Raw genomic sequence first — 26,508 nt, 5'->3', positions numbered from 1 at the left:
GGTTCTGAGACGTTCCCATCAAAACCTCGGAATGTCCGGAAACGCCACCTGGCCCCGATGCACGTGCATGCGGCCGAGCTCGGCGCAGCGGCGGAGCTGCGGGAAGACCTTGCCGGGGTTGAGCAGATGGCTGGGATCGAAGGCGCATTTGACGCGCATTTGCTGCTCGAGATCGGTCTGGTTGAACATTTCGGGCATCAGATCGCGCTTCTCGACGCCGACGCCATGCTCGCCGGTGAGCACGCCGCCGACCTCGACACACAGCCGCAATATGTCGGCGCCGAAACTCTCGGCCTTGTCGAGCTCGCCCGGCACGTTGGCGTCGTAGAGGATCAGCGGGTGCAGGTTGCCGTCGCCGGCGTGGAAGACATTGGCGACCCCCAACCCGTATTTTTCGGAGAGATCGCGCATGCCGGCGAGCACCCTCGGCAGCTCCTTGCGCGGGATGGTGCCGTCCATGCAGTAATAGTCGGGCGAGATGCGGCCGACGGCCGGGAAGGCCGCCTTGCGTCCGGCCCAGAAGCTCAGCCGCTCCTGCTCCGACTGCGATATCCGGCAGGTGGTCGAGCCATTGCGGTAAGCGATCGCCTCTACGAGACCGATCAGATGATCGACCTCGACGCTCGGCCCGTCGAGCTCGACGATCAGCAGCGCCTCGACATCGAGCGGATAGCCGGCATGGACGAAATCCTCGGCCGCGTGGATCGCCGGGCGATCCATCATCTCCATGCCGCCCGGGATGATGCCGGCGCCGATAATGTCGGCGACGCATTGGCCGCCCTGCTCGCTGGTCGGAAAGCCGATCAACAGCGCGCGTGCCGTCTCCGGCTTCTTCAGGATGCGCACCGTCACCTCGGTGACGACGCCGAGCAGGCCTTCCGAACCGGTCATGACGCCGAGCAGGTCATAGCCTTCCTGATCGAGATGGCTGCCGCCGAGCCGCACCACCTCGCCATTCATCAGCACCATCTGGATGCCCAGCACATTGTTGGCGGTAAGCCCGTATTTCAGGCAATGCACGCCGCCGGAATTTTCCGCGACATTGCCGCCGATCGAGCAGGCGATCTGGGAGGATGGATCGGGGGCGTAGTAAAAGCCCTCCTGCTCGACGGCGGTGGTGATGCCGAGATTGGTGACGCCCGGCTGGGCGACGACGACACGGTTCGGATAGTCGATCGCGAGGATGCGGTTGAAGCGGCTCATCACCAGAAGCACGGCATCTTCGAGCGGCAGCGCGCCGCCCGACAGCGACGTGCCGGAACCGCGCGGCACGACGCGGATGTTGCGCTCGTTGCAATATTTCAGCACGCGGGAGACCTGCGCCACCGTCTCGGGCAGCACGACGACGAGCGGCAGTTGGCGGTAGGCGGTCAGGCCGTCGCTCTCGAAGGCGCGCATCTCGGTGGCCGTGTCGACAACGCCCTCGCCCGGCACGATGATGCGCATGTCGGCGACGATCTCGGCGCGCTTGCGCAGCGTCCCGGCATCTGGCTTGGGCATGGCAAGGCCGGGCATCGAAGCCTCCTCTACTCGACTGGTCAAAATCCTTTACCAGCCGGGAGCATTCCTTGCAAACGCTGCTTTGGTCGAAATCGGATGGCGAACGACGGCCGAGCTTTCGCAGCGGCAATCTGCCGCTGGCTTCTGCCCGCTTGAGGGACCCTCGAGGGGAGATGGCCGCGAAGCGGTCAGGGGTTCGCCTCACGTAACCGCCGGCTCGTCTGGCGTCGAGGAAGATCCTGGAGCTTCTCGCGCCGCGGCCCTCTGTTGTCTTCGGGAAATCTCCCGGTCGAGGGGAAGTTTACTCGCCCGGATGCTTGGCCGGCTCGGAGTGCATCTTGCGCACGCGGCGCACGCCCCACCAGACGAGCAGGATGGCGACCGGCACCGAAGCCGCGGTGACGACTTCCGGCGCGAAGGCATGGCCGAAGCTCGACGCGCCTTTGGCGACATAGCCGATGAGGCCGACGACATAATAAGAGACGGCAGCGACGGAGAGACCTTCGACCGTCTGCTGCAGGCGCAACTGCAGCCTGGCGCGATTGTTCATCGAGGCCAGCAGGTCGCGGTTCTGCTTCTCGACGTCGACATCGACCCAGGTGCGCAGCAACGTGGTGGCGCGGGTGAGTTTTCGCGAGAGGTTCGCTTGGCGCTCCTCCACCGAGCGGCAGGTTCGCATCGCCGGCGCCATGCGCCGTTGCAGGAAGCCTGCCCAGGTGTCGTAGCCCTGTACCGACTCCTCATCGAGCGCCTCCAACCGCTCGCTGACGATGCCGTCATAGGCGCGGCTGGCGCCGAAACGGTAGAGGCTGGATGCCGCATCGGCCTCCAATTCGGCTGCAAGTTCGGTGAGGTCGGCGAGCAAGGTCTGGCTGTCGCGGGTCTCGGCCGCCTTCATTTCAAGCGTCGTCTGCGCCAGCCGGTCCTCGATGCGGCGGGCGCGGCCAGACAGCGTCAGCGCCAGCGGCAGGCCAAGCATGGCAAGCGTCCGGTAGGTCTCAATGTCGATCAGCCGTTGTGACAAGGCGCCGGTGCTGGCCGGCGTCAGGCCGCGGTCGAGCACCAGCATGCGGGTCAGCCCGTCGCCATCCTGGCGAAAGTCCGTGACGATGGCCGCCGCACCGCGCTCGACCAGCGAATAGCAGAGGCTGGTCGGGTCAAAGCCGGCGATCAGCTTCTCGCTCGCCTGCGTCCATTTGCGGATTTCGAGCCGGATGCCGGAGATCACCGTTCCCGGCGGCGAGAAGCCGTTGCCGAAGGGCGAGTCCTCCTGGCCCCGGCTGCTTTCGGCCAGCGGCCCTTCCCAGAGATAGGTCGAGAACTCCGTGTGCCGTTCCCAGCGCAAGGTGCCCTTGCCCCATTTCATGGCATGGTGGCGGGCATGGCGTTCGGGCGCTGCGATGCCCAAGCGCCGCGACAGGTCCGACAGCACGGCAAGGTCGACGGCCGAGCCGCCCTCGGTCATGAAGGAGAGTTGGATGAGCACGCGCGGCTTCTCGACCAGCGGGTGCGGACGAGCATGGACCTCGCCTAGCGCGCCGGGGCGACCCTCATGGGCCGGAAAGCCCATGACGCTGCCCTGGGCACGCGGCTGGAATTCGAGATTGGCGTCCGACACGGCTGGTCCCCCTGGTTTCGACCCTTCGTGCAATCGCGTTGTCTTGCGGCAATCGGCAGGGGCCGTAAACAGCAAATTTCAGCTGCAGCCGATTCACAGAGCCGACGGGGAGTCGACCCGATCCGGCGAATTGGATAAATAATTTGACCAGTTGGCGACAGAGGCTTAGATCTGCGCGACATCCATTCCGTTCCCAGGCGCGCTTCCATTGAGCGATATCTTCTCCAGGATCGAGCATTCGCGAACCGCCGACGAGGTGGTGCAGCAGATCGAGAGCCTGATCCTCGAGGGCGTGCTGCGCACCGGCGACCGGCTGCCGGGCGAGCGCGAGCTGGCGCGTCAGTTCGACGTGTCGCGGCCGATCCTGCGCGACGCGCTGAAGGCGCTGGAAGGACGCGGGCTGCTGACCACCAGACCGGGCGGCGGCACGCATGTCGCCGACGTCATCGGCCAGCTTTTCACCAAGCCGGTGACCGATCTGATCTCGATGCACCGCAAGGCGGTGACCGACTATCTGGAATACCGGCGCGAGGTCGAGGCAATCGCGGCCGAATACGCGGCGCGGCGAGCGACGCCCGAGGATCTGGCGCTGCTCGACCGCATCATGGCGCGCATGGACGAGGCGCACCGTACCGGCGACTTCGACGACGAGGCGGAAATCGACGTCGAATTCCACCACGCGGTCTGCGAATGCGCGCACAACATCATCCTCCTGCACACGCTGCGCTCCTGCTACCGGCTGCTCTCCGAAGGCGTGTTCCAGAACCGGTTGCTTGTCTTCACCGTGCCCGGCGCGCGCGAGGCGTTGCTTGAGCAGCACCGGGCGATCCACGCCGCGATCAAGGCGGCGGATCCTGCCGCCGCCCGCAAGGCGGCGATGGACCACATTACCTATGTCGAGCGCTCCATGGCTGAGGCCGAGCGCAGCGGCGACTGGCAGCGCGTGTCACGGCTGAGGCTCAGGCAGCGCTCGGAAGCCGGCGACATCGAACCGACACGCAAACGCTCCTAAGCACTGATCACGCGGGGACTATTATGAGCGACATCCTCACCATCGCCGACCTCAAGGACATGGCGCGCCGCAAGGTGCCGAAGATGTTCTTCGACTACGCCGATTCCGGCGCCTGGACGGAGAGCACCTACCGCGCCAACGAGGAGGACTTCGGCAAGATAAAATTCCGCCAGCGCGTGCTGGTCGACATGAGCAACCGCTCGCTGGAATCGACCATGATCGGTGAGAAGGTGGCGATGCCGGTGGCGTTGGCACCGACCGGGCTGACCGGCATGCAGCATGCCGACGGCGAGATGCTCGCGGCGCAGGCGGCTGAGGAATTCGGCGTGCCGTTCACGCTCTCGACCATGAGCATCTGTTCGATCGAGGATGTCGCCTCGGTGACCAAGACGCCGTTCTGGTTCCAGCTCTACGTGCTGCGCGACAAGGATTTCGTCGTCAATCTCATCGACCGCGCTAAGGCGGCGAAATGCTCGGCGCTGGTGCTGACGCTTGACCTGCAGATCCTGGGTCAGCGTCACAAGGACGTGCGCAACGGGCTGTCGGCACCGCCCAAGATGACGCTCGCCAACATTATCGATCTCGCCCTCAAGCCGCGCTGGTGCCTGGGGATAGCGGGCACGCCGCGCCGCACCTTCCGCAACATCGTCGGCCACGCCAAGGGTGTCGGCGACGTTTCTTCGCTGTCGTCCTGGACGACGGAGCAGTTCGACCCGCAGCTGTCCTGGAAGGATGTCGCCTGGATCAAGGAGCGCTGGGGCGGCAAGCTGATCCTGAAGGGCATCCTCGACAAGGAGGATGCGTTGATGGCGGCCGAGACGGGAGCCGACGCGATCATCGTGTCCAACCATGGCGGGCGGCAGCTCGACGGCGCCGCCTCCTCGATCTCGGTGCTGGAAGAGATCGCCGACGCTGTCGGCGACCGGATCGAGGTGCATATGGATGGCGGCATTCGCTCGGGTCAGGACGTGCTCAAGGCGCTCTGCCTCGGCGCCAGGGGTACCTATATCGGCCGGCCGTTCCTTTACGGACTCGGCGCGATGGGCAAGGCGGGCGTCACCAAGGCGCTAGAGATCATCCGCAAGGAGATGGACATCACGCTGGCGCTGTGCGGTAAGCGTCTGGTAACCGACATGGGCAAGGACCAGCTGCGGCGCTAGGGGCTTATTCACCGATCCGCCCTAGTTTCCCGTGATGACAGACACGGGAAGACGTCGCCTTGACTGAAGCCGGCATCCACTATCTCGACGCGCGCGGGCCGAAAGGCATACGCATCTATGCCATCGGCGACGTGCATGGCCGTCATGACCTGCTCGCCGCCATGCACAGCCGGATAGCAAGCGATCTGGAGTACGGACCAAAGTCCGATTGGCGCATCATCCATCTCGGCGATTATGTCGACCGCGGACCGCATTCGAGGAACGTCATCGAATTCCTCATCGAGGCGCGGAGCCGTGATCGCCGCAACATCATGCTTGCCGGCAACCATGACATCGGCATGCTCGAATTCCTTGCCAAACCCGATCCGGAGGGTCTGTTCATGCGCTATGGCGGCGTCCAGACCGCGGCGTCATACGGGGTGAAACTCTCGACCGGCAGCAGTTGGTTCGGCAGGTCGGACGAGGCGCTGGCGCACGGACACGCGGCCCTGGTCGAAGCAGTGCCGCAAGCCCATGTCGACTTCCTGCGCTCGCTGTCCTTTTCAGCGTCCTTCGGCGACTTCTTCTTCTGCCATGCCGGCATCCGGCCGGGGGTGCCGCTCGAAAGCCAGAACGAGCAGGACCTGATCTGGATCCGCGACGTCTTCCACGATTACCCGGGGCTGTATCCCAAAGTGATCGTGCACGGGCATACGCCGGTGCCGGACGTCGAGGTGATGGCCAACCGCGTCAATCTCGACACGCTCGCCTGGCAGGCGGGAACGCTCAGCGCACTTGCCGTTGACGGCGCTGAAAAGCGCATTCTGACGGTCGAGGGAATGGCGTTCTGGCCATGACCCCAAGTGTGGGATCAGCTTTCCGTTTGTCGGGAAGGATCAGGCTCTAGCGAAGCGCGGCGGTGACGCCGTAGCCGTCGACGGCCTGGTGATTGTTTGCAGCGTCGGCAGAATAAATGCCGAGGCCGCACACGACGATGGCAGACAGCATTACAAAGGACAAAAGCGCTGCTTTCACGGACGTCATCTCTGGTTGAGCTTTCTGCATCTGTGCACGAGGCGGTTACCAATGCGTTGAAACGATAAAATGCGTCTCAATGTTTCGACGATTTCGCGCTTCTAAGCAGATTCTGTATCGCCGGTGTGTCGCTTGGATCACACAACAGATTCATCGCGGTTGCACGGACGATACAGAGGGCGCCCTCTTAGGCGGGCGGCCGGACACAAACCAAGAATGAAGTGCGTTTTCCCCAGGCGGAACTGCCGCCGCGTGCCAATTATGTCACGCTCCGCGGCGGTGCGACGGTCAGATCGTCGCCACCCATGCACGCGCGATCGCGAGCCCTGCGGCGTCGGCGTGCGGTCCGTTGCTAGCCATCTCGTAGTCGAGCCTGCCGGTCCAGTCGGGATGGCGCTCGGCGATCAGCGCCGCGAAGGAGGTGCTCCAGTCGCGCACCAGCGGGCGATCCGCCTCCAAATGGAACTGGAAGCCATAGACGGCGCGGCCAATACGAAAAGCCTGGTTCGCCGCGACATCATTGCCCGCAAGCCGCACGGCCTTCTCGGGCAGGTCGAACGTATCGTCGTGCCATTGGAAAGTCGGGAACTTTTCCGGCAAGGCGCCGAGAACAGGGTCGTGCTTGGCTTCGGCCGTCAGCGACACCCCGCACCAGCCGAATTCAACCGCACCGCCGATGTGGTTGTCGGCGCCAAAGGCGCGGGCGACGAGCTGGCCGCCGAGGCAGATGCCAAGCACCGATCGGTCCTTGCCGGCGAAATCGCGTGTCAATTCGAGCAAGGCGGGAAAATAGGGATAGTCGTCGTCGGCCAGCGCATTCTGCCCCCCGCCCAGAACCACCATGGCATCGTGACCGTTCGCGTCCCGGGGCAGCGGATCGCCTTGGTAGGGGCGGCGCAAGTCAAGCTCGGCGCCAGCCTCCGCGAGAGCGGCGCCGACTTGGCCGAGGCCGGTATTGTCGTAGTTCTGGACCACCAGCACCCGCATCCGCGAATCCCTGCTGACATGAAAATGACGGTGGGAGCGATATCATGCCGCCTCGGTTTCAGCCAAGCCGCGCGCCGGAGAGAAAGCTATGCCACTGCAGAACCGGGTCGATCCGTTCGGCGTCATCCATGCCGTGCCCGAGCGCGGCCTCTTCACCGGCAATCGCGGTATCATCCATGACCCCGAGACTAAAACGCTTCTGACGAAGCGTTGGGCGCTGCCGGCCTGGATCATCTGCGTCTGCCAATTCCGCGGCGTGCGACGCGAGCCGATGGGCCGCAATCGGCCTGGAGGAAAGGCCGGCTGGACCGAGCTGTTCTTTCTCGACGAGGTGACGGCGCTCGCGGCCGGTCACCGGCCCTGCTTCTACTGCCGGCGCGACCAAGCGAGAGATTTCGTGCGGCGCTTCGGAAAGGTCTTCGGCATTGCCGAACCGCGCGCGCCGATGGTCGACAAGCGGCTGCACAAGGAGCGGCTGGCCTCCGGCGGGCGTCCGCCGGCCGTCTCATCGGACGAACTCGCCGGTTTGCCGGATGGAGCAGTCGTGGCCGAGGGGGAGACCGCCTATGCGCTCCGCGCCGGCAAGGCGCTCGAATGGTCCTTCGCAGGCTATGCCGAGCCCGTCTTGTTCAATCGCCTCGCCGGGCGATCGCTGCGACTGCTCACGCCTGCCACAAGTGTTTCGGTGCTGAGACATGGTTACGCGCCGGTCTGGCATCCGTCCGCCGATACTTGACGACAACCCGCGCCTCGCCCATTGCTCGGCCATGCGCGCCAACTACAAAATGCAGCGGCTGTTCGTGCCGGACGATCTCGGACCGGGCTTCGAATTCGATGCTGGACAGCAGCAGAGCCACTATCTCGCGCATGTGATGCGGCTCGGCGAAGGCGCGGAGGTCCTGCTCTTCAACGGCCGCGACGGCGAGTGGTCGGCTTCGATCGCCGGCAAGACCAAGAAAGCCGTGCGGCTCAAGGTGCTTACCCTGCAGCGGCCGCAGCCGCCGCTGCCCGATCTTGTCTATTGCTTCGCCCCGCTGAAGCAGGGCCGGCTCGACTATCTGGTGCAGAAAGCGGTCGAAATGGGCGCCGGCATCCTGCAACCGGTCATCACTCAGCACACACAAGTGGCCAAGCCTGGCATTGATCGGCTGCGCGCCAATGTCGTCGAAGCGGCCGAGCAATGTGGCATCCTGGCGGTGCCAAAGGTGTGCGAAGCAGAGAAGCTGGAGCGGCTGCTCGGCGGCTGGGACAAGGAACGGCGGCTGATCTTCTGCGACGAGGATGCCTCGACCAACAATCCACTGCCAGCCTTGCAGAAGGTAAGCGAGAAGAAACTCGCGCTGCTGGTGGGGCCGGAGGGCGGCTTTTCCGATGACGAGCGCAGGATGCTGCGGGCGCTGCCCTTCGTCAGCGCCATTCCGCTCGGGCCGCGCATCCTGCGCGCCGACACCGCGGCGGTCGCGGCGCTCGCGGCGATCCAGGCGACGATCGGCGACTGGTGATCAAATCCAGTTGAGGCGTGGCTCAGGATTTTTCGCTTGATCGGCTACTGGCATTTCGTCCATCTAGCGCCCGGCGGCTAGCTGACGGCTGCGGAGGGCTTTCTTATGGCGCGCGACACAACCGATATCCAGCCCATCGAAGGCATCGAAGAACTCGTCGGCTATCTGGCGGCCGGCAACAAGCCGCGCGACAAATGGCGGATCGGCACCGAGCACGAGAAGTTCCCCTTCTATGTCGATGGCAACGCGCCGGTGCCCTATGGCGGCGAGCGCGGCATCCGCGCCATCCTGGAAGGCATGCAGGAAAAGCTCGGCTGGGATCCGATCATGGATGCCGGCCGCATCATCGGCCTGGTCGAGCCGACAGGCCAGGGCGCGATCTCGCTGGAGCCGGGCGGGCAGTTCGAGCTCTCCGGCGCGCCGCTGGAGACGATCCACCAGACCTGCCGCGAGGGCAACGCGCATCTGGCGCAGGTGCGCGAGATCGCCGAGCCGCTCGGCATCCGCTTCCTCGGCCTCGGCGGCAGCCCAAAATGGTCGCTTGCCGAAACGCCGAAAATGCCGAAGTCGCGCTACGAGATCATGACTCGCTACATGCCGAAGGTCGGCTCCAAGGGCCTCGACATGATGTATCGCACCTGCACGATCCAGGTGAATCTCGACTTCGAAAGCGAATTCGACATGCGCCGCAAGATGCAGGTGTCGCTGAAGCTGCAGCCGCTGTCGACGGCGCTGTTCGCCAATTCGCCCTTCACCGAGAGCCGGCCGAACGGGCTGCAGAGCTGGCGCGGCGACATCTGGCGCGACACCGACGACCAGCGCTCCGGCATGCTCGAATTCTGCTTCGCGCCGGATTTCGGCTTTGCCGACTATGTCGAATGGGCGCTCGACGTGCCGATGTATTTCGTCATCCGCGACGGGCGGTATCACGATATGACGCGCTACACCTTCCGCCAGTTCATGGCGGGTGCCGCGCGCTCGCAAGTGCCCGACGGCCTGCCGACAATGGGCGACTGGGCGAACCACCTCTCCACCCTCTTCCCCGATGTGCGGCTGAAGCGCTTCCTCGAGATGCGGGGCGCCGACGGCGGACCGTGGCGGCGCATCTGCGCGCTGCCGGCTTTCTGGGTCGGCCTGCTCTATGACGAGCAGGCACTCGACGCCGCGGAGACGCTGACCTCGAGCTGGACCTACGAAGAATCGCTGGCGATGCGCAACGCCGTGCCGGAGCACGGCATTTCGGCGCCGTTCCGCAATGCCACCTTGCGCGAGGTTGCCCGCGACGTGCTGGCCATCGCCCGCACGGGTCTGAAGAACCGCGCCAAGAAGAACCGCGACGGCTATGACGAGACGTCGTTCCTCAACACGCTCGACGAGGTCGTGGCGCGCGGCACCACCAGCGCCGAGGAGATGCTTTCGGCATATCACACGCGCTGGGGCGGCTCGATCGAGCCGGTGTTCATGGAATATGCCTACTGACCGTTCGCCGGCCACCTGAGCTGTGGCTCGGCAAAAGCTGCTTCATTCGGTGAAGGAAACGAACTAGGCTCTTCCGTGAGGATATTGCGGAGGAGATCTCATGCCTTCCCTGTTCGATATTTTTTTGCAAGCCCAGAACGGCGCCGGCATGCAGGCGCTGGCCCAGCAGTTTGGCCTGTCGATGCAGCAGGTGCAGGCCGCGGTGCAGGCGCTGCTGCCGGCCTTCTCACAGGGGCTTCAGCGCAGCACCGCCGATCCCTATGGAATGGGCGCTTTCATGACCGCGATGGCGAGCGGCCAGCACGCCAAGTATTTCGAGGACGCGACCCGGGCCTTCACGCCGCAAGGCATCGATGAAGGCAACGGTATTCTCGGCCATCTGTTCGGCTCGAAGGACCTGTCACGCGCTGTCGCGGCCCAGGCCGCGCAGGCGACCGGCCTGAGCCAGCAGGTGCTGCAGCAGATGCTGCCGGCGATGGCGTCGATGATGATGGGCGGATTGTTCAAGCAGACCAACAGCCAGATGCAGGCCGCCGGCGGCTTCGGTGGCGGCGGCAATCCTTTCGGCGAGATCATCGAGGAGATGATGCGGCAGGCGGGAGGCAGCGCACAGGCCCCGCAGCCGGCGCCAAATCCCTATGGCGACAATCCGCTCGGCAAGGTGCTGCAAGACATGTTCGGCGGCGGCGCCCAACAGCCGCAAAGCCAACCGCAGCAGGCGCCGAACCCTTACGGCGACAATCCGCTGGGCAAGATGTTCGAGGAAATGCTGCGGCAAGGCGGCGGTTTCGGCACGCCAGCGGGACAGCAGGCGCCGCAGCAATCCCAGCCGCAGCCGCAAGCCAATCCGAGCGGCCGGCCGAGAAATCCATTCGACGACATCTTCGGCAGGATGTTCGAGACCGGCGCGCAGCAGCGCGAGGAATATCAGAAGGGCATGGAGACGATCTTCGACCAGTTCAAGCGCGGGATGGACCGACGGTAGGGCGCTCCACTCAAAAGAAAAATGCCCGGTCCTGGAGGGGAACCGGGCAATGTGCAGGCAGGCCGGCGGGAACCGGCAGGGAGTGTGGGAGCCTGCATGAAACTTGGTCGCGCCGAGCCCTCGAAAGGTTCAGCGCGAGCGCAAACGCAGCCGGCGAAGCCGCTCAGGCGACCTTGCGGGCAAGATCCTCGATCATATCGGCGCGCTCTTCTGCGATTGCGCGCAGCTTCACCGTCGGATCGCGGCCGAAAGGCACGCTGGCGGCGACGTGGAGGTCTGCGCGGGTCAGTCCGATATCGGCAAGCTCGGCATCGGACATCTCGCCAAGGCGATAAAAGGCGCGGCGGTTTTTCCAGGCGCGAAACGCATCGGCGACCGCATTGAGCACGCGGGTCGCAACGGCCGGACGCGTGGTGATGCGCGGGGTCTCGGAGGCGAATTCGATCGTGGTCATGTCAGTCTCTCCTTCGGAGTCGAGCGGACGAAACCATGCAATCGGCGCCTGGGAGGAGCGCCGTTGCGGTCTCGATACAGTTAACGTGACGCATGTCGTTGCCCCCCAACACCGGAGGCCACTTTTGGGCGACATGCTGTGCCTTCATGTGGACAATGGCAATTTGCCACGCCGCGATTGATTAATCCAACGAATGTTTCTAATCTTTAGCATCAACACGAATGATGGATTGGACCGATGAAAGCGCCGCTCGATCTCGATCAGTTGCAGACCTTCATCTCGATTGCCGACACCGGCAGCTTCACGCGGGCTGCCGAGGAGGTGCACCGGACACAGTCTGCGGTGTCGATGCAGATGCGCCGTCTTGAGGAGCGGATCGGCAAGCCGCTGTTCGAAAAGGATGGTCGCACCAACAAACTGACTGAGGAGGGCGACAGGCTGCTTTCATATGCAAGGCGGCTGATCTACCTCAACCGCGAGACTTTGGCGGCCTTCGACGACCAGCGGCTCGAAGGCACGATACGCATCGGCACGCCGGATGACTATGCCGACCGCTTCCTGCCCGAGATCATGGCGCGCTTCTCGCGCTCCAACCCGCGTGTGGAGCTCACCGTCATCTGCGAGCCGACGCCGGGCCTGGTCGAGCACATCAAGCGCGGCAATCTCGACCTCGCGCTGGTGACGCACAACGACACGCGCGGCCAGTCGGAGGTGGTGCGGCGCGAGCCGCTTCTGTGGGTCACCTCGGCCAACCACGCCACGCATGAGCAGGAAATCCTGCCGATGGCGTTCGGCCGGCCGAACTGCATCTGGCGGCGCGCGGCGGTCGACGTGCTCGACCGGCAGAACCGGGAATACCGCGTCCTCTTCTCCAGCTTCTCGGCGACCGTGATCACCGCCGCGGTGCTTTCCGGCCTCGCCATTTCGGTGCTGCCGGAATGCGCCCTCAGGCCCGGCATGCGCGTGCTCGGCGAGGCCGACGGGTTCGACGCGCTGCCGGATTGCCGCATCGGCATCATGCGCGGCCAGACCTCGCAGCCGGAGATCGTCGATGCTCTGGCCCGCCATATTGCGGAAAGCCTGGACAATATTTCCGTGCCGGTCAGCGAAGAGACGGGAAGCTTCGACTTCGCGGCACTCGCCTTCGCCAAGATGAAGCGGACCAAGGCAAACCAGATCCTGCCTGGATGGTAGGGGTTCAGGCGCGAGCGGCGGCGGGCTGAATCTCGTCCGGCGAAGCTAGACCAGAAAGGCCGAGCAGTTGGACCGGCTCAAGCGGCGGCGACAAGAAATAGCCCTGGAGTTGCCGGCAGCCCATTGCGACCAGCAGCATCTTCTGCGCCTCGGTCTCCACGCCCTCGGCGGTGACGTCGACCCCGAGCGCCATGGCAAGATCGATCAGGGCCTTGACGATCGCGGCCGAGTTGCCGTCGCCATCGAGAAGCCGCACGAAGGAGCGGTCTATCTTGAGCTTGTCGATGGCGTGGCGACGCAAGTAGCTGAGCGATGAATAGCCGGTCCCGAAATCGTCCAGAACGATGCCGACGCCCAACTGCCGCAAGGTGGTCAGAGCCGCCCTCGAAGCATCGCTGTTGTCCAGAAGCACGCTTTCGGTGATCTCGAACTGCAGGCGCTGCGGCGCCAGCCCGGTGTCGGCAAGGATCGACGCGACCTGTTCGGGAAAGCCGGCGTCGCGCAACTGCAGCGGCGATACGTTGACGGCGAGCCACGGCAGGTCGGTTCGCACGGCGAAACGGCAGGCCTCCTGCAGCACCCACGCGCCGAGTTGGCCGATCATGCCGCGCTCCTCGGCGATGGCGATGAATTGCGCCGCCGGCAATGCGCCATGCACGTCATGCCCCCAGCGGATCAGCGCCTCCGCGCCGAGGATCGTCTTGCCGTTCGCCGCGAACACCGGCTGGTAGGCGAGCCTGATGCCGGAGCCGCCGTCGAGAGCCTTGCGAAGCTCGGTCTCGACTGTGCGCTTGCGCAAGAGCAGGTCGTCCATGTCACCGGCGAAGACCTGGTGCCGGCCCCGGCCGTTCTTCTTGGCTTCGTAAAGCGCGATGTCGGCCTTGCGCAGCAGATCGTCGGCATCCGTTTCGCCGCCGTCCGATAGCGCGATGCCGATCGAGGCGCTGACGAAGACCTGATCTTCCATGAGCTTGAACGGTTCCTGCAACTTCTGCAGCAGCCGCTCGGCGATATCCTCGGCGGCACGGATATCGCGGATGTCGACGAGGATCAGCGCGAACTCGTCGCCGCCCAGCCGCGCCACGGTGTCCACCTCGCGAACGGTGTGCTGGAGCCTGGCCGCCGTCTGACGCACAAGCTCATCGCCCGCCGGATGGCCGAGCGTGTCATTGATGTGCTTGAAACGGTCGAGATCGAGATAAAGCAACGCCACCCTTCCCATCTCGTGAACCGCCATATCCTGGCTGGCCCTGAGCAGGGCCCGACGCAAGCGGTCCTCGAACAAAGCCCGGTTTGGCAGGCCGGTGAGCGTGTCGTGGAAAGCGAGATATTGCGCCTCGTCCTGGCTTGTCTGCAGCGCGGACGAGGCGCGGCGGAGCCTGCGCAGCAGAAACGCCAGAACGCCGGCCGCGACAAGCAGCGCCAAGGCCAGCGCCGGGGCCATCTTGCGCACCAGCGTGAGACCTGGCCGTTCCTGGTCCCAGCCGACATAACCGAGCATTATACCGCGGGAATCGACCAGAGGCACCGCAGCGGCTCCGACCGATTGCGACAGCGGCACGAGACGCGCGCCGTCGAGCAGATATTTTTTGGCGATCTTGCCGATGACCGCCTCGTTGATGAACTCCACCGAAACATGCAGATATTCGGTGCCGGGCGCCTGCGTGACCCGGTCCGTACTCGGCACCAGCGCCATGACGCTCAGGATCGCCGGTTTTCCCTGGAGCGACACAAGGTCCTCCGCGACCATCTTGGCCGGCTGGCCGGAAGCGTCCGCCTTCTGTGGCTCAGCCAGCATGCGGCGCAGCTTCTCGATGGATGGCTGCAAGGCAGGCTCGTCATCGCCATAGGCGGACGCATCGACCACCTTACCTTCCTGCATGGCATGGACCGGACGATTGGCGGCATCGAGAATGTAGACCCGGTTGTGACCGTAATAGGTATACATCCAGACGCTGAGGTTCTCCTCGATCCAGGTCCAATTGCCGGCCCTGACATTGTCGACCGCGTCATCCCAGACCGCAACGCTTTCCTGTTCACGCTGAACAGACGCAATCTGGTCCTTCAAACCCTCGTCGATGAATATCTTCTGCCGTTCGAGCGAGGCGTTGTCAGCCTGGGCCGCCGCGTAGAAGCCGAAGCCGACGACCATGGCCAGCGCGAAGACCGCCAACGTCAGCACGGTCAGCGTCACCTGATGCGTCAAAGGTCTGGTGTTGGCGGTTGCGCTCATGTGTTTCCGGCTGGCTCTTGCTACCGCCAGTCAAAGCAAATCGGGCTTAAGATCGCGTTATAATATTAGCGAGATTTCAGCTCTGCCTTGACGCCGCCCGATAAGCGTTCCCCAATCAGAGCATGAGCGAAGCAGCAACCGAATCACGCAGCAATGCCACCGAATATACGGTGAGCGAGATTTCCGGCGCGTTGAAGCGCACGGTCGAGGATGCTTTCGGCAATGTGCGGGTGCGCGGCGAGATTTCCGGCTACCGCGGCCCGCATTCCTCCGGACACGCCTATTTCGCGCTGAAGGACGACCGTGCGCGGATCGAGGCCGTGGTCTGGAAGACCACGATGGCGCGGCTGAAATTCCGCCCCGAGGAAGGGATGGAAGTGATCGCCAGCGGCAGGCTGACGACCTATCCCGGAAAATCCAACTACCAGATCGTTATCGACAATCTGGAGCCGGCCGGCGCCGGCGCGCTGATGGCCCTGCTGGAAGAGCGCAAGCGGCGGCTGCAGGCCGAAGGCCTGTTCGATGCCGGCCGCAAGCGGCGGTTACCATTCATGCCGCGCGTCATCGGCGTCATCACCTCGCCCACGGGCTCGGTGATCCGCGACATCATCCATCGCATCAAGGACCGTTTTCCGCTCACTGTGCTGGTGTGGCCGGTCCGGGTCCAGGGCGACACGACCGCAAAGGAAGTGACCGCAGCCGTCAACGGCTTCAACGCACTGACCTGGGACGGCGCAATCCGCCAGCCCGATCTCCTGATCGTGGCGCGCGGCGGCGGCAGCCTCGAGGACCTTTGGGGTTTCAACGACGAAGGGCTGGCGCGCGCCGTCGCCGCCTCACGCATTCCGATCATCTCGGCCGTCGGACACGAGACCGATTGGACGTTGGTAGATTTCGTCGCCGACATGCGGGCGCCGACGCCGACGGGCGCCGCCGAGATGGCAGTGCCGGTCAAGGCGGAGCTCGAAGCGACACTGGCAAATCTCGGCGCGCGGCTTAGTGCCTGCACCTCGCGGCACCTGGATCGCAAGCGCCAGGCGGTGCGCGCCGCGGCGCGGGCGCTCCCCTCACCCGACCAGCTGCTGGCGTTGCCGCGCAGGCGCTTCGACGAGGCAACGAGCCGGCTCGGCCGCGGGCTGACGGTGAGCATCGAACGCAAGCGCGCAAGGCTGGAGCGGCAGCGGCTGGCGCCGGCCACCTTGTCGCGTCGCCTCAATGAGACGCGCAGGCTGACAGGCCGCGACATCGCCCGCGCGCGGGCCGCGTTCTTCGCAATCGTGCGGCAAAGCCGGGCGCGCTTTCAGCGCAACTCGGCAAGGCTGTCGCCGGCGCCGGTCGTCAGGCGCCAGAAGCTGCAGGCCGACACGCTGGCCGGACTGACCCGCCGCCAGGAGCAGGCGACGGCGCGGCGGCTTGACCGCCTGCGTGCCGCTCTTACCCAGGCCGACCGGCTGCTCACCACGCTCTCGCACAAGGCCGTGCTGGCGCGCGGCTTCGCGCTGGTCAAGGACGCCGATGGGACCGTCGTCAAGCGCGTCGCGGAGCTGGCGCCGGGTGCGGCGCTGCAGCTGGAGTTCGCCGACGGCAATGCAGAGGCCATCGCCACCAGCGGCGGCGCGCGGCCGAAGTTGGCCGCCAAGCCCTCGGGCAAGGCCAAGGAGCCGGGCAACCAGGGCTCGTTGTTCTGAAATGAGCAGGAGCGACCCGCATCTGCGCACGCCGTCGGGCAAGCCGCGCCTGCGCTCGTTCAACGTCGCACTGGACGGCACGCCCGGCCGCTTCAACGCCATCACCGACGTGCCGGGCGTCGCGGTCGGCTATACGACGCTGATTGCCGGCGGGGGCCCGCTGCAAGTCGGGATAGGACCGGTGCGCACCGGCGTGACTGCGATCCTGCCGAGACCTGTCGGCCAACTGGCGACGCCGGTGTTTGCCGGCGTGTTCAGCCAGAACGGCAATGGCGAGCTGACCGGCACGCATATCATCGAGGAGACCGGCGCCTTCAACCTGCCGGTTACCATCACCAACACCCATTCCTGCGGCCTTACCCGCGACGGAGCGCTACGCTGGATGAGCCGGATGCTGCCGGCTGCGCTCGACAGCGCCTGGGGCCTTCCGGTGGCGGCGGAGACCTATGACGGCTTCCTCAACGACATCAACGGCCACCATGTGAGCTTCGAGCATGTCGCCTCGGCGCTCGACGGCGCGACGGACGGCGCGATCGAGGAAGGAAGCGTCGGCGGCGGCACCGGCATGATCTCGTTCGGCTTCAAGGCCGGGTCAGGTACCGCCTCGCGCATCGTCGAATGGCAGGACAGAAGCTACACGCTCGGCGTGTTCGTGCAGGCGAATTTCGGCAAGCGGCGCAACTTCACCATTCGCGGCCGGCATGTCGGGCCGGAACTCGCCGAGCCGGCGATCCGCGAAGGCACGCCGCGCGCCGAAAAGGGCTCGATCATCGCCGTCGTCGCCACCGATGCGCCATTCCTGCCGCACCAGATGAAGCGCCTCGCCAGGCGCGTGCCGCTCGGCATCGCCCTGACCGGCGGCTACGGCTACCACAGCTCGGGCGATATCTTTCTTGCCTTCTCGACCGCCAATCGCGAGGCCGCGCTGGCGGCTTCAGGCCGCGTCGCCCGCGCGGAGTTCATTCCCGATGTCGATATCGACCCGTTCTTCGATGCTGTGGTGCAAGGGGTGGAGGAGGCGATCCTCAACGCGCTCGTCGCCAATGAGGACATGACCGGGCGCGACGGCAATTTCGTGCCGGCGCTGCCAAAGGCGTGGCTGAAGGACAATTTCGGCTAAGTCGGACGCTCGGCTGAGGTCAGACAAACCGCGCGCACGGTATCTTATTCGGACGGCTTGTCCGACGTCGTCTGTTGCTCGCTCTCTTCGGCGACTTCCTCAAGGCGCGAAGCGATCAGTTCCTGGATGTCGCCGACCTCTTCCTGGATGTCTTCCAGAAGGATGCCTTCCTCGGCGGCCTTGGCGCAGCACTCCTTGGCGAGAGTTTCGGCCTGCTCGTCGATCTTCACCGGCGAATGCTGGCATTGGACCTTTTCGCCAATCCATCCGCGCAAGAACTCGATCGCATGTTCACTCATACTGCTTTTCCCTAGCGGCAATGCCGGTTGGTAGTCATGAACGCTCGCGTCCCGCCACGGGACGCAGGCCCATTCGAGCCGAGTCGGCCTCTGCCGGCAAGACGTCTTGCCAATGGGACAAGATGCCTTGCTCAGGGTCCGCGGAGCCGAAGGACTGGAAAGGTTCGAGGGACACGTTCAGATTGTTGAGGATGATGCTTTGGCCAGGACCGTCAAAGATCCGCTCTGTTGTTTTTACTTGCTTTCTTCCGGTTTTTCAGACCGATTTCCGTCACAACACCACGCATTTACGGCGATCTCGCAGGCGCAGCCAAGGTGCGACAAACCGAAAGCCGCCGCTATATAGTGATATCCCCATACAATGTCGACTCTGATCGTCGTGCCTGCTTCTTTCCGCCGCGTCAGGCGGGCGGCGGACAGCCTTTCGGGGAAGGTCTCGGCACCCTGCTGCGCATCTGGGCATGACGCTGCGCCATACTTGGCAGGTGGCGATCACCATCGCCTCGACTTTCGTTGCCGCGACGCTGCAGCTTCTCATTCCACATTCGTTGCGGCGCGCCATCGACCAGGCGCAGGGCGTGATGGTTGCGGGCGGCGGGACGGCTGCCGAACAGGCGCTTCGGAACACGGCTCTGATACTGCTGGTTGTCAGCGTCCTGCGCGGTCTTTTCACGATGGCGCAGAACGAGGCCGTCGGCCATCAGACCGGCTATGAGCTGAGCCTGGCCTTCTGCGAGGTGCGCGGGCTGCTCAGCCTGAGCTGCCCTTCGTCGCCCGGCGATGCTTCGTCACCCAATAGAGGAATGGGACGCGGCGGCCGGAAAAGCGACGTGACCGCCAGGAAATCGATGGTACCGTTGGCTGGGCTCGAACCAGCGACCCCCAGATCCACAATCTGGTGCTCTAACCAACTGAGCTACAACGGCACATCCGCCTGAGCGCAATCCGAGGAGAAATCATTCCCCGCGTCCGCTCCGTCGTCGGCGATGCGTCCAATACGGATTATCGGAGTCTAATTCAAGGCCTTTGATGAGGCAAAGATCCGATGAACGAACCCGCGCAGTCCCGATTGGGCAAAAGAAAAGGCCGGCGGGAGGAGGTGCCGGCCTTTTCCTGTTACGAGCCAGCGGGAGGAGGAGCTGGCTGGTCACCCCGGAGAGCAAAGGGAGGAGGTTTCACACTCCGGGTATTCATCTCATCAATTCATCGCACATCTATTTGTCTGACGAAATGCGACGTTTTGATGCATCGTTGAGTTACGCCTGAAATCAGGCCGCCTTGATGTCCTTGAACGCCTTCTCGAAAGCGGTCTTCACCGGCTTCGAGACGTCCTCGACAGCCTTGGAGGCGACGGCCTGAAAGTCCTTGGCCTGCTCGACGGCCATCTCGGCGCGCTTGCGCAGGAAGGCAGTCTGCAGCTCGACGACTTCCGACAGCGTCTTGGCGCCGACCAGGGCTTCAAGGTGCGAGAAGCTGGCCTCGGCATTGGCGCGAAGGATGGCGATGGTCTTCAGCGAGACATCGCCGGAAACGGTCTTGGCGGTCTCGTAGGTCGACTCCAGAACCTTCTGGGTCTCCTCGGCGCCGTTCTTCAGTTTGGTATAGGCCTCTTTCGACTGCTCGACGCCTTTCTCGGCGAAGGCGCGGATCTGGTCGGTGGCCTTGGAAGCGTCAAAGCTCGGGAATTCAACGTTCTCGATGGTCTCAGCGGTCTTGGCAGTCTTGGACATTTTCCAACCTTTCAAGGGCAGCGGCTTTGACGGAAAGCCGTCTCGTTCATGTATGATGGCAATATAAAGGCAAGTTTTGTGCATTGCAATATCTTTGTTGCACTGCACCATAAAAAAATCGCCCCGCCATTAACCAAGAGCCCAGAGATTTCGGCCGATACACGGCATGGCTTGTGGACCTTGGTCCCGTACGCTTTTATTAACAAAGCGTTAACTCAAAAAGCCCGCCTGGAAGGTCCGCCAGTGCCGCCTGAAAACTACTCCTTCCTCGACGTCGCCGTGCTCGACGCGGTGCGCCAGCGCTTCGCCGCCGGCGACGCGCTTGCCATACTGTCGGCCGACCTCGAGCAGGTGATCTGGGCCAACGGGCCAGGTGCCGCGGTATTCGGCTATCCGGAAATCGAAGCGATCATCGGCGCTTCCGCGCGGCTGCCGCTAATTGCCAGGCGGCAGATCATGGCGACCAGCGGCTTTCCGGATATCGGCAGCGACCGCGCCGTCACCGTGCGGCTGGCGACCGGCATGGTCAGCCGCCCCGTCGGCTTGGTCGCCAGCGCGGTAACGATGCCGGACGGCGAAAAGGCGATCATGCTGGCGATGCCCGCGGCGCAGACCGGCTCGCGCGGCGCCGCCGAAATCGCCAGCCGCGCCATTGGCGGCTTCACTGAGGCCGGACATTTCATCGCCTTCGTCGATGCCCAAGGCCATGTCGAGGCGGCTTCGGAGGGATTTGCCGCGCTCGGCATCAGGCCGGAGACGCTCGCTGCCCTGGTCGCGGACGTGGCAAGTGTTGGAGACCGCATCGTCAAGCGGCTTGTTCCCGGCGCAAGCACCTCGTACCCGGCCGGCTTTGCGCGCTTGACCGACGCGCGCCATCTCCTAGTGGTGATCGACGAAGACCAGTTCGACGGCGAGCGGAACGACCAGCCCGACGCCGGTAAGTCGGCAGCGCCGGAAGGCGCGCCCACCGTCTCCGAAGACAAAAACACCACAGTCAGCGCCGAGCCGAGCCGAGAGAACAATACCCAGTCTCCGGCCGCGGCAACGGGCGAAAAGGCAGACGCGGTCCCGCCGGCGGCCGCGGATGAGGCCCAGCCAACGCAAAGGACCGCGACCACGGCCGACCACGCGCCGGATGCTGCGCTGGTAGGCGGTGCCGGCCCGGCGCAGCATGACCATTGGTATTTCAATGCCGGCGGCGACGACGTGAAGGGGCCGGAGAGGCCGCCACAGATCGGACCGGCGGAAGTCGCGGCCGCAAGCCGGCAGCACACGGCCGGAACGGCGGCGGCTGAGCCGAGCGCAGCGCGCAACATCGACCGTTCGGCGCCGCCGCTGCGTTTCGTCTGGCGGACCGACGCCGAAGGTAAGTTCAGCGCGCTGTCGCCGGAATTCGCCGATATCGTCGGCAAACCCGCCGCCGATGTGATCGGTCGCCGCTTCAGGGATGTCGCCACGACTTTCGGCCTCGACGCATCGGGCGAGATCGCCACTCTGCTCGAGCGGCGCGATACCTGGTCGGGACGCTCGGTGCTGTGGCCGGTGGCGGGCACGGACCTGAAGATCCCCGTCGATCTTGCGGCGCTGCCGGTCTATGGCCGCAGCCGCGCCTTCGAAGGTTTCCGCGGCTTCGGCGTCGCGCGCAGCGCCGACGCCGTTGTCGACCCGGAAGCGCTCGGCATGGCGCTGGTGCCCAATGGCGCCGCTCCGACAGAACCCGAACCTGCCGCCGGGCAACCCGCGGCCGAGCCGGCGAAACCTGCCGACCCGTTCCTGGGCGAAGTGCCGGCGCTGACCATCGTGCCCAAGCCGGAGCGCCGCTATGCCGACAAGGTGATCCGGCTGGCCGAGCACAGGCAGCCGGCCAACGACAAGCAGCCGGGAAATGACAGGCCGACGAGTGAGAAAGGGCTGTCGATCCTCGAGCGCAGCGCCTTTCGCGAAATCGGCGAGCGGCTGCGGAAGGACAGTTCCGGCCCGGCCGAGCCGCCAAGCGGCGTAACCGCGGGTGCTCAAAAGCAACCAGATGCGGCTGCAACCGCCGACAATGCTCCCACGGCCGAACAACCGACCGGTGAGAGGAAGACCGACCACTCCGATCTGAACGCGACTGACGCCACCTCGCCTGAGCCGGCCAAACCGGAAGACAGCGAGGCCATTGGTACGGCCGAAGCGGAGACCGAGGCGGAAGATCAGAAGGATCTGGCTCGGCTCGACGGCCTCGATGTTCCCGAGACAGCCGCTGGAAAAGACGAAACGCCCGCTGCCTCCGGCTCGTTGCTCAACTATGCCGGGCGCGAGAAAGCCGCCGATGAAGCGCAGGAAGCGGCGGGTTCCGACACCCGCCAAACCGCAGCGGCGGACAGGGCAGCCGAATCGACGGCCGAGCGGCCGGCAGCCGAAGCGCCTGCCCCAGAGGCAGGCGCTGGCGACGACGACGGTATGACCGCCGACGATTTTCGCGACGCGGAAGACAGCGAGGACTGGGCCGGTTCCGACCGGGACGGCGCCCTGCCCGCGCCTGAACAGCCTGGCGAAGCGAAAGCGCGGCCGGAAAGGCCGCGCCTCAGGGTGCCGCCGCTCAAGCTCGAGGGCTTCGTGCCCTCGGCTTTCTCAACCGGGGAAGGAGGCAGGGCTCCTGATACGTCCATCCTCGCCAGGCTGCCTGTGCCGCTGCTCATCCATTCCGGCGACGTGCTGCACTATGCCAATGAGGCGTTCCTCGAACTCACCGGCTACGACGCGCTGGAAGACCTTGCCGATGCCGGCGGGCTCGGCGCGCTGTTCGCCGACCATTACGCCGATGATGGCGAGACTGACGAAAGTGACCGTTCGCTGAAGCTCACAACCCGCCAGGGCCAGGAATTCCCGATCAATGCGCTCCTGCGCTCGGTGCCGTGGCGCGGCGGCAAGGCGCTGATGCTGGTGGTGCGTCGCTCGGGCGAGGACGAGGCGCCCTCCTCGCATCTCAGCGCGGCCAATGACGAGCCGAACCAGCAGCCGGACGTGTCCGAACTGAAGTCGCGCATCGCCGAAATGCGCACCATCATCGACACCGCCACCGACGGCGTGGTGCTGATCGGCCGCGACGGCAACATCCGCTCGATCAGCCGCCCGGCTGAAGCCCTGTTCGGCTTCGACAGCGACGAGATCGCCGGCAAGCCCTTTGCCTCGCTGTTCGCCATCGAGAGCCAGCGCGCGGCGCGCGACTATCTCGTCGGCCTCTCCGAACCTGGCGTGGCGAGCTTGCTGAACGACGGGCGCGAGGTGATCGGCCGCGAGGCGCAAGGGCGCTTCATCCCGCTGTTCATGACCATCGGCAGACTGCCCAACGACAGCGGCTTCTGCGCCGTCGTACGCGATATCACGCAGTGGAAGCGGGCCGAGGAAGACCTCACCCAGGCGCGCGCCGTGGCCGAGCGCGCCTCCTCGCAGAAGACGGATTTCCTGGCCCGCATCAGCCATGAGATCCGCACGCCGCTCAACGCCATCATCGGCTTTTCCGAACTGATGGTGGACGAGAAGTTCGGACCGGTGGCCAACGACCGCTACCGAGACTATCTGCGCGACATAAACCGTTCGGGCAACCATGTGCTCGACCTCGTCAACGACCTGCTCGACATCTCCAAGATCGAGGCCGGCCAGCAGGAGATGGCCTATGAGGCGGTGTCGCTCAACGACACGCTGGCCGAAACGGTAGCGATGATGCAGCCGCAGGCCAACCGCGAGCGCGTCATCATCCGCTCGAGCTTCGCCTCGCGGCTGCCGGAAGTGGTGGCGGATTTGAGGAGTGTGCGCCAGATTGCGTTAAACATACTGTCGAACGCCATCCGCTATACCCAGGCCGGCGGCCAGGTTATCGTGTCCACCGCCTACGAGACCTCCGGCGACGTCGTCATGCGCGTGCGCGATACCGGCATCGGCATGACGCCGGCCGAGATCGAGCAGGCATTGAAGCCCTTCAAGCAGATCAATGCGCTCAAACGCGGCCGCGGCGACGGCACCGGCCTCGGGCTGCCTCTGACCAAGGCGATGGTGGAGGCCAACCGAGCCCGCTTCACTATCACATCGACACCTGGCGAAGGCACGCTGGTCGAGGTCGTCTTCCCATCGACGCGCGTGCTGGCCGAATAACGATCCGCAAGACCGAGCTTCGGCCAAAGAAAAAGGCGCCCTGGAGGACGCCTTGGAAAATGGGATGCTGTCACAACGGGGCTTGAGCTGAACCTCAGGGGACGAGGAACGGGATTTCTCCCTCAAGTTACACGCGACTATCGGCGCCGTCCCTTAACAAGTCCTTACCGGGAGCCAAAAAAATTTACGAATGTGTACCACTCGTGAAATCTAGGTAAATTGGACCGACACTATTTCTTAACCATGCCGGGGAGGCCTAATCAGCAAGCTGCGGCAGGTTCCTGAACAGCTCCAGCGCCTCGGGATTGGCGAGCGCTTCCTTGTTCTTGATGGCGCGACCATGCACCACGTCGCGCACGGCAAGCTCGGTGATCTTGCCCGACTTGGTGCGCGGGATGTCGGTGACGGCAACGATCTTCGCCGGCACATGGCGGGGGCTGGCGCCCGAGCGGATTCTGGCGCGGATGCGCTTTTCCAGATCCTCATCGAGGCTCACGCCGGCGGCCAGCCGCACGAACAGCACGACGCGCACGTCGTTGTCGAAATCCTGGCCGATGCAGAGCGCCTCCAGGATTTCCGGCATCTGCTCGACCTGGTTGTAGATCTCAGCCGTGCCTATCCTGACCCCACCGGGATTGAGCGTGGCGTCGGAGCGGCCATGGATGATCATGCCGCCATGCGCGGTCCATTCGGCGAAGTCGCCATGGCACCAGATGTTGTCGAAGCGCTCGAAATAGGCCGCGTGGTACTTCTTGCCATCCGGATCGTTCCAGAAGCCGATCGGCATCGACGGGAATGCCTTGGTGCAGACGAGTTCGCCCTTCTCCTGCCGGACCGGCTTGCCGTCGTCGTCCCACACGTCCACCGCCAGTCCGAGGCCCGGCCCCTGGATCTCGCCGGTCCAGACCGGCTCGGTCGGGACACCCAGCACGAAGCAGGAAACGATGTCGGTGCCGCCGGATATCGAGGCGAGATGCACGTCCTTCTTGATGCCGTCATAGACGAAGCGGAAATCCTCCGGCGACAGCGGCGAGCCGGTGGAAGAGATGGTCCGCACGCTTGCAAGGTCGTGGCTGTGGATCGGCTTCAGCCCTGCCTTGCGTACGGAATCGATGAATTTCGCCGAAGTACCGAAATAGGTCATCTTCTCGGCATCGGCGAAATCGAACAGCGCATTGCCGTCGGGGTAGAAGGGCGAACCGTCATAGAGCAGCAACGTCGCCCCCGAGGCGAGGCCTGAGACCAGCCAGTTCCACATCATCCAGCCGCAGGTGGTGAAGTAGAAAAAGCGATCGCCGTCGAGCAGGCCGGCATGCAGCCGCTGTTCCTTGACATGCTGGATCAGCGTGCCGCCGACCGAGTGCACGATGCATTTCGGGATTCCGGTCGTGCCGGAGGAGAACAGAATGTAGAGCGGGTGCGAAAAAGGCAGCCGCTCGAAGGCGAGCGGCCTGGCGGCAAAGGGCGAGAGCGCTCCTTCCAGCGCCTCGGCCTTGTCGATAGTGGCGGCGACATCGGCCGACGTGCCGAGATAGTCGACGATCAGCACCTTGCGCACGGTCGCGAGTTTCTCGGCCACCGCGCGGATCTTGTCGGCGACCTCAATGGCTTTGCCGTTGTACCAATAGCCGTCAGGCGCGATGAAGACGACCGGCTCGATCTGGCCGAAACGGTCGAGCACGCCCTGTTCGCCGAAATCCGGTGAGCAGGAAGACCAGACCGCGCCGATCGAGGCGGCAGCCAGCATGGCAGCGACCGTCTCCGGCATGTTCGGCATCATGGCGGCGATGCGATCGCCCTCTCTGACGCCGATCGACAGGAAGAGCTGCTGCAGGCGCGAAGTGAGCGCATGGAGCTCGTTCCAGGACAGCCGGCGCTCGACCTTGTCCTCGCCGCGGAAGACGATAGCGAGGCTGCCGCCGTTTTTTTTCAGAAGGTTCTCGGCGAAATTGAGTTTCGCATCGGGAAAGAAGGCGGCACCAGGCATCTTCTCGCCATCGACCAGAGCCCGCTCGCCCTTGTCGCCGACAAGTCCGCAAAAGTCCCAGACGAGGTCCCAGAACGCCTCGCGGTCGTCGATCGACCAGCGGTGGAGCTCGGCATAGCTGGAGAAAGCCTGGCCAGACTTCGCAACCGCAGCTTTCATGAAGGCGGTCATGGGCGCGGAGGCGATCCGGTCCTGCGTCGGCGTCCACAAGGGGGTGTCGGCAGCCATATCGTTCCTCCCAAAGCGCGTCGCGATTGCGGCAATTAAGCCTGATGTCGCCTGCGTCGTTGTCCCAAAACCGGCGTGGCGTTGGCGGACCGGACGGGCTTATCGCTTATGCATACCGCAGCGCAGCAGAGCAAGATTTTGTTGAAATGGCCGGCAAGGACACGGCGCAAACGCCATCGGAGGG

At 64.6% G+C, this 26,508-nt stretch carries 21 protein-coding genes and 1 tRNA gene; 11 read left to right on the top strand and 11 right to left on the bottom strand.

Annotation, left to right across the window (positions count from 1 at the left end):
- Nucleotides 1-18 precede the first annotated feature (18 nt).
- Both CK215_RS22950 and CK215_RS22945 read right to left on the bottom strand, forming a co-directional pair.
- Nucleotides 19-1,515, bottom strand: coding sequence for an FAD-linked oxidase C-terminal domain-containing protein (locus CK215_RS22950; RefSeq protein ID WP_095832263.1), 1,497 nt, complete (start codon nt 1,513-1,515; stop codon nt 19-21).
- A 286-nt stretch (nt 1,516-1,801) separates the two neighbouring features.
- Nucleotides 1,802-3,118 (bottom strand): DUF3422 family protein, encoded by a 1,317-nt coding sequence (locus tag CK215_RS22945; RefSeq protein ID WP_095832262.1) that lies wholly within the window; start codon nt 3,116-3,118, stop codon nt 1,802-1,804.
- Between the two features lie 208 nt (nt 3,119-3,326).
- Between CK215_RS22945 and CK215_RS22940 the strand changes: the two genes are divergently transcribed.
- The 3 genes from CK215_RS22940 to CK215_RS22930 are packed head-to-tail and all read left to right on the top strand — an operon-like array spanning nt 3,327 to nt 6,126.
- Entirely contained in the window at nt 3,327-4,130 is an 804-nt protein-coding gene (locus CK215_RS22940; RefSeq protein WP_067327345.1) for an FCD domain-containing protein, read from the top strand.
- Between the two features lie 23 nt (nt 4,131-4,153).
- Nucleotides 4,154-5,290 carry an alpha-hydroxy acid oxidase gene (locus CK215_RS22935; protein WP_095832261.1) on the top strand — a complete coding sequence of 379 codons (1,137 nt, stop codon included), beginning with the start codon at nt 4,154-4,156 and terminating at the stop codon, nt 5,288-5,290.
- A gap of 59 nt (nt 5,291-5,349) precedes the next feature.
- Nucleotides 5,350-6,126, top strand: coding sequence for a metallophosphoesterase (locus tag CK215_RS22930; RefSeq protein ID WP_095826931.1), 777 nt, complete (start codon nt 5,350-5,352; stop codon nt 6,124-6,126).
- Nucleotides 6,127-6,172: 46 nt separating this feature from the next.
- Here the strand turns inward: CK215_RS22930 and CK215_RS32285 are convergent, their stop codons facing one another.
- Together CK215_RS32285 and CK215_RS22920 are read right to left on the bottom strand one after the other, a co-directional pair.
- Nucleotides 6,173-6,304: a hypothetical protein gene (locus CK215_RS32285; protein ID WP_275955501.1), complete on the bottom strand. Its 132-nt coding sequence runs from the start codon at nt 6,302-6,304 to the stop codon at nt 6,173-6,175.
- Between the two features lie 288 nt (nt 6,305-6,592).
- A complete protein-coding gene (locus tag CK215_RS22920; RefSeq protein WP_095832260.1) occupies nt 6,593-7,291 on the bottom strand; it encodes a type 1 glutamine amidotransferase in 699 nt (232 codons plus the stop codon).
- Between the two features lie 88 nt (nt 7,292-7,379).
- On the opposite strand from CK215_RS22920, the gene CK215_RS22915 reads away from it, so the two are divergent.
- The 4 genes from CK215_RS22915 to CK215_RS22900 all read left to right on the top strand — a co-directional run bounded on the left by CK215_RS22915 (nt 7,380) and on the right by CK215_RS22900 (nt 11,257).
- On the top strand, nt 7,380-8,027 hold the full coding sequence (locus tag CK215_RS22915) for a hypothetical protein (protein WP_095832259.1): 648 nt from the start codon (nt 7,380-7,382) through the stop codon (nt 8,025-8,027).
- Between the two features lie 31 nt (nt 8,028-8,058).
- Complete coding sequence (locus CK215_RS22910) at nt 8,059-8,793, top strand: 16S rRNA (uracil(1498)-N(3))-methyltransferase (protein ID WP_095832258.1); 735 nt, start codon at nt 8,059-8,061, stop codon at nt 8,791-8,793.
- A 105-nt stretch (nt 8,794-8,898) separates the two neighbouring features.
- The gene (locus tag CK215_RS22905; protein WP_095832257.1) at nt 8,899-10,272 is read left to right on the top strand and encodes a glutamate--cysteine ligase; all 1,374 of its coding nucleotides are present in this window, start codon (nt 8,899-8,901) and stop codon (nt 10,270-10,272) included.
- 100 nt (nt 10,273-10,372) lie between these two features.
- Nucleotides 10,373-11,257 carry a DUF937 domain-containing protein gene (locus tag CK215_RS22900; protein WP_095832256.1) on the top strand — a complete coding sequence of 295 codons (885 nt, stop codon included), beginning with the start codon at nt 10,373-10,375 and terminating at the stop codon, nt 11,255-11,257.
- A gap of 163 nt (nt 11,258-11,420) precedes the next feature.
- Here the strand turns inward: CK215_RS22900 and CK215_RS22895 are convergent, their stop codons facing one another.
- On the bottom strand, nt 11,421-11,711 hold the full coding sequence (locus CK215_RS22895; protein WP_095832255.1) for a DUF1127 domain-containing protein: 291 nt from the start codon (nt 11,709-11,711) through the stop codon (nt 11,421-11,423).
- 237 nt (nt 11,712-11,948) lie between these two features.
- On the opposite strand from CK215_RS22895, the gene CK215_RS22890 reads away from it, so the two are divergent.
- The gene (locus CK215_RS22890; protein ID WP_066989268.1) at nt 11,949-12,905 is read left to right on the top strand and encodes a LysR substrate-binding domain-containing protein; all 957 of its coding nucleotides are present in this window, start codon (nt 11,949-11,951) and stop codon (nt 12,903-12,905) included.
- Nucleotides 12,906-12,909: 4 nt separating this feature from the next.
- Here CK215_RS22890 and CK215_RS22885 read toward each other — a convergent pair whose 3' ends face one another.
- On the bottom strand, nt 12,910-15,138 hold the full coding sequence (locus CK215_RS22885; protein ID WP_095832254.1) for an EAL domain-containing protein: 2,229 nt from the start codon (nt 15,136-15,138) through the stop codon (nt 12,910-12,912).
- 122 nt (nt 15,139-15,260) lie between these two features.
- On the opposite strand from CK215_RS22885, the gene xseA reads away from it, so the two are divergent.
- The gene (xseA, locus tag CK215_RS22880) at nt 15,261-16,826 is read left to right on the top strand and encodes an exodeoxyribonuclease VII large subunit (protein ID WP_095832253.1); all 1,566 of its coding nucleotides are present in this window, start codon (nt 15,261-15,263) and stop codon (nt 16,824-16,826) included.
- Nucleotide 16,827: 1 nt separating this feature from the next.
- Nucleotides 16,828-17,946, top strand: a complete 1,119-nt coding sequence (locus CK215_RS22875) for a P1 family peptidase (RefSeq protein ID WP_095832252.1) — start codon at nt 16,828-16,830, stop codon at nt 17,944-17,946.
- Between the two features lie 44 nt (nt 17,947-17,990).
- On the opposite strand, the gene CK215_RS22870 is transcribed toward CK215_RS22875, so the two are convergent.
- The 4 genes from CK215_RS22870 to CK215_RS22855 form a co-directional block, all read right to left on the bottom strand.
- Complete coding sequence (locus CK215_RS22870; RefSeq protein ID WP_067327302.1) at nt 17,991-18,245, bottom strand: DUF768 domain-containing protein; 255 nt, start codon at nt 18,243-18,245, stop codon at nt 17,991-17,993.
- Nucleotides 18,246-18,646: 401 nt separating this feature from the next.
- Nucleotides 18,647-18,946 (bottom strand): hypothetical protein, encoded by a 300-nt coding sequence (locus CK215_RS22865; RefSeq protein WP_095832251.1) that lies wholly within the window; start codon nt 18,944-18,946, stop codon nt 18,647-18,649.
- A 148-nt stretch (nt 18,947-19,094) separates the two neighbouring features.
- A tRNA-His gene (locus CK215_RS22860) sits at nt 19,095-19,171 on the bottom strand.
- Between the two features lie 342 nt (nt 19,172-19,513).
- Nucleotides 19,514-19,975 (bottom strand): phasin, encoded by a 462-nt coding sequence (locus CK215_RS22855; protein WP_067327297.1) that lies wholly within the window; start codon nt 19,973-19,975, stop codon nt 19,514-19,516.
- A gap of 243 nt (nt 19,976-20,218) precedes the next feature.
- On the opposite strand from CK215_RS22855, the gene CK215_RS22850 reads away from it, so the two are divergent.
- Entirely contained in the window at nt 20,219-24,109 is a 3,891-nt protein-coding gene (locus tag CK215_RS22850; RefSeq protein WP_245418770.1) for a PAS domain S-box protein, read from the top strand.
- 256 nt (nt 24,110-24,365) lie between these two features.
- Here the strand turns inward: CK215_RS22850 and CK215_RS22845 are convergent, their stop codons facing one another.
- Nucleotides 24,366-26,324 (bottom strand): acetoacetate--CoA ligase, encoded by a 1,959-nt coding sequence (locus CK215_RS22845; RefSeq protein WP_095832249.1) that lies wholly within the window; start codon nt 26,322-26,324, stop codon nt 24,366-24,368.
- Nucleotides 26,325-26,508: the final 184 nt, after the last annotated feature.

The sequence above is a fragment of the Mesorhizobium sp. WSM3864 genome (assembly GCF_002294955.1).
Classification (GTDB): Bacteria; Pseudomonadota; Alphaproteobacteria; order Rhizobiales; family Rhizobiaceae; genus Mesorhizobium.
This window is presented reverse-complemented; position numbering and strand designations above follow the sequence as displayed.

Coding starts and splice junctions, on each gene's coding strand:
- CK215_RS22950 (WP_095832263.1), bottom strand. CDS start 1,515: ATGCCCGGCCTTGCCATGCCCAAGCCAGATGCCGGGACGCTGCGCAAG.
- CK215_RS22935 (WP_095832261.1), top strand. CDS start 4,154: ATGAGCGACATCCTCACCATCGCCGACCTCAAGGACATGGCGCGCCGC.
- CK215_RS22920 (WP_095832260.1), bottom strand. CDS start 7,291: ATGCGGGTGCTGGTGGTCCAGAACTACGACAATACCGGCCTCGGCCAA.
- CK215_RS22915 (WP_095832259.1), top strand. CDS start 7,380: ATGCCACTGCAGAACCGGGTCGATCCGTTCGGCGTCATCCATGCCGTG.
- CK215_RS22910 (WP_095832258.1), top strand. CDS start 8,059: ATGCGCGCCAACTACAAAATGCAGCGGCTGTTCGTGCCGGACGATCTC.
- CK215_RS22905 (WP_095832257.1), top strand. CDS start 8,899: ATGGCGCGCGACACAACCGATATCCAGCCCATCGAAGGCATCGAAGAA.
- CK215_RS22900 (WP_095832256.1), top strand. CDS start 10,373: ATGCCTTCCCTGTTCGATATTTTTTTGCAAGCCCAGAACGGCGCCGGC.
- CK215_RS22895 (WP_095832255.1), bottom strand. CDS start 11,711: ATGACCACGATCGAATTCGCCTCCGAGACCCCGCGCATCACCACGCGT.
- CK215_RS22890 (WP_066989268.1), top strand. CDS start 11,949: ATGAAAGCGCCGCTCGATCTCGATCAGTTGCAGACCTTCATCTCGATT.
- CK215_RS22885 (WP_095832254.1), bottom strand. CDS start 15,138: ATGAGCGCAACCGCCAACACCAGACCTTTGACGCATCAGGTGACGCTG.
- xseA (WP_095832253.1), top strand. CDS start 15,261: ATGAGCGAAGCAGCAACCGAATCACGCAGCAATGCCACCGAATATACG.
- CK215_RS22875 (WP_095832252.1), top strand. CDS start 16,828: ATGAGCAGGAGCGACCCGCATCTGCGCACGCCGTCGGGCAAGCCGCGC.
- CK215_RS22870 (WP_067327302.1), bottom strand. CDS start 18,245: ATGAGTGAACATGCGATCGAGTTCTTGCGCGGATGGATTGGCGAAAAG.
- CK215_RS22865 (WP_095832251.1), bottom strand. CDS start 18,946: ATGGCCGACGGCCTCGTTCTGCGCCATCGTGAAAAGACCGCGCAGGAC.
- CK215_RS22855 (WP_067327297.1), bottom strand. CDS start 19,975: ATGTCCAAGACTGCCAAGACCGCTGAGACCATCGAGAACGTTGAATTC.
- CK215_RS22845 (WP_095832249.1), bottom strand. CDS start 26,324: ATGGCTGCCGACACCCCCTTGTGGACGCCGACGCAGGACCGGATCGCC.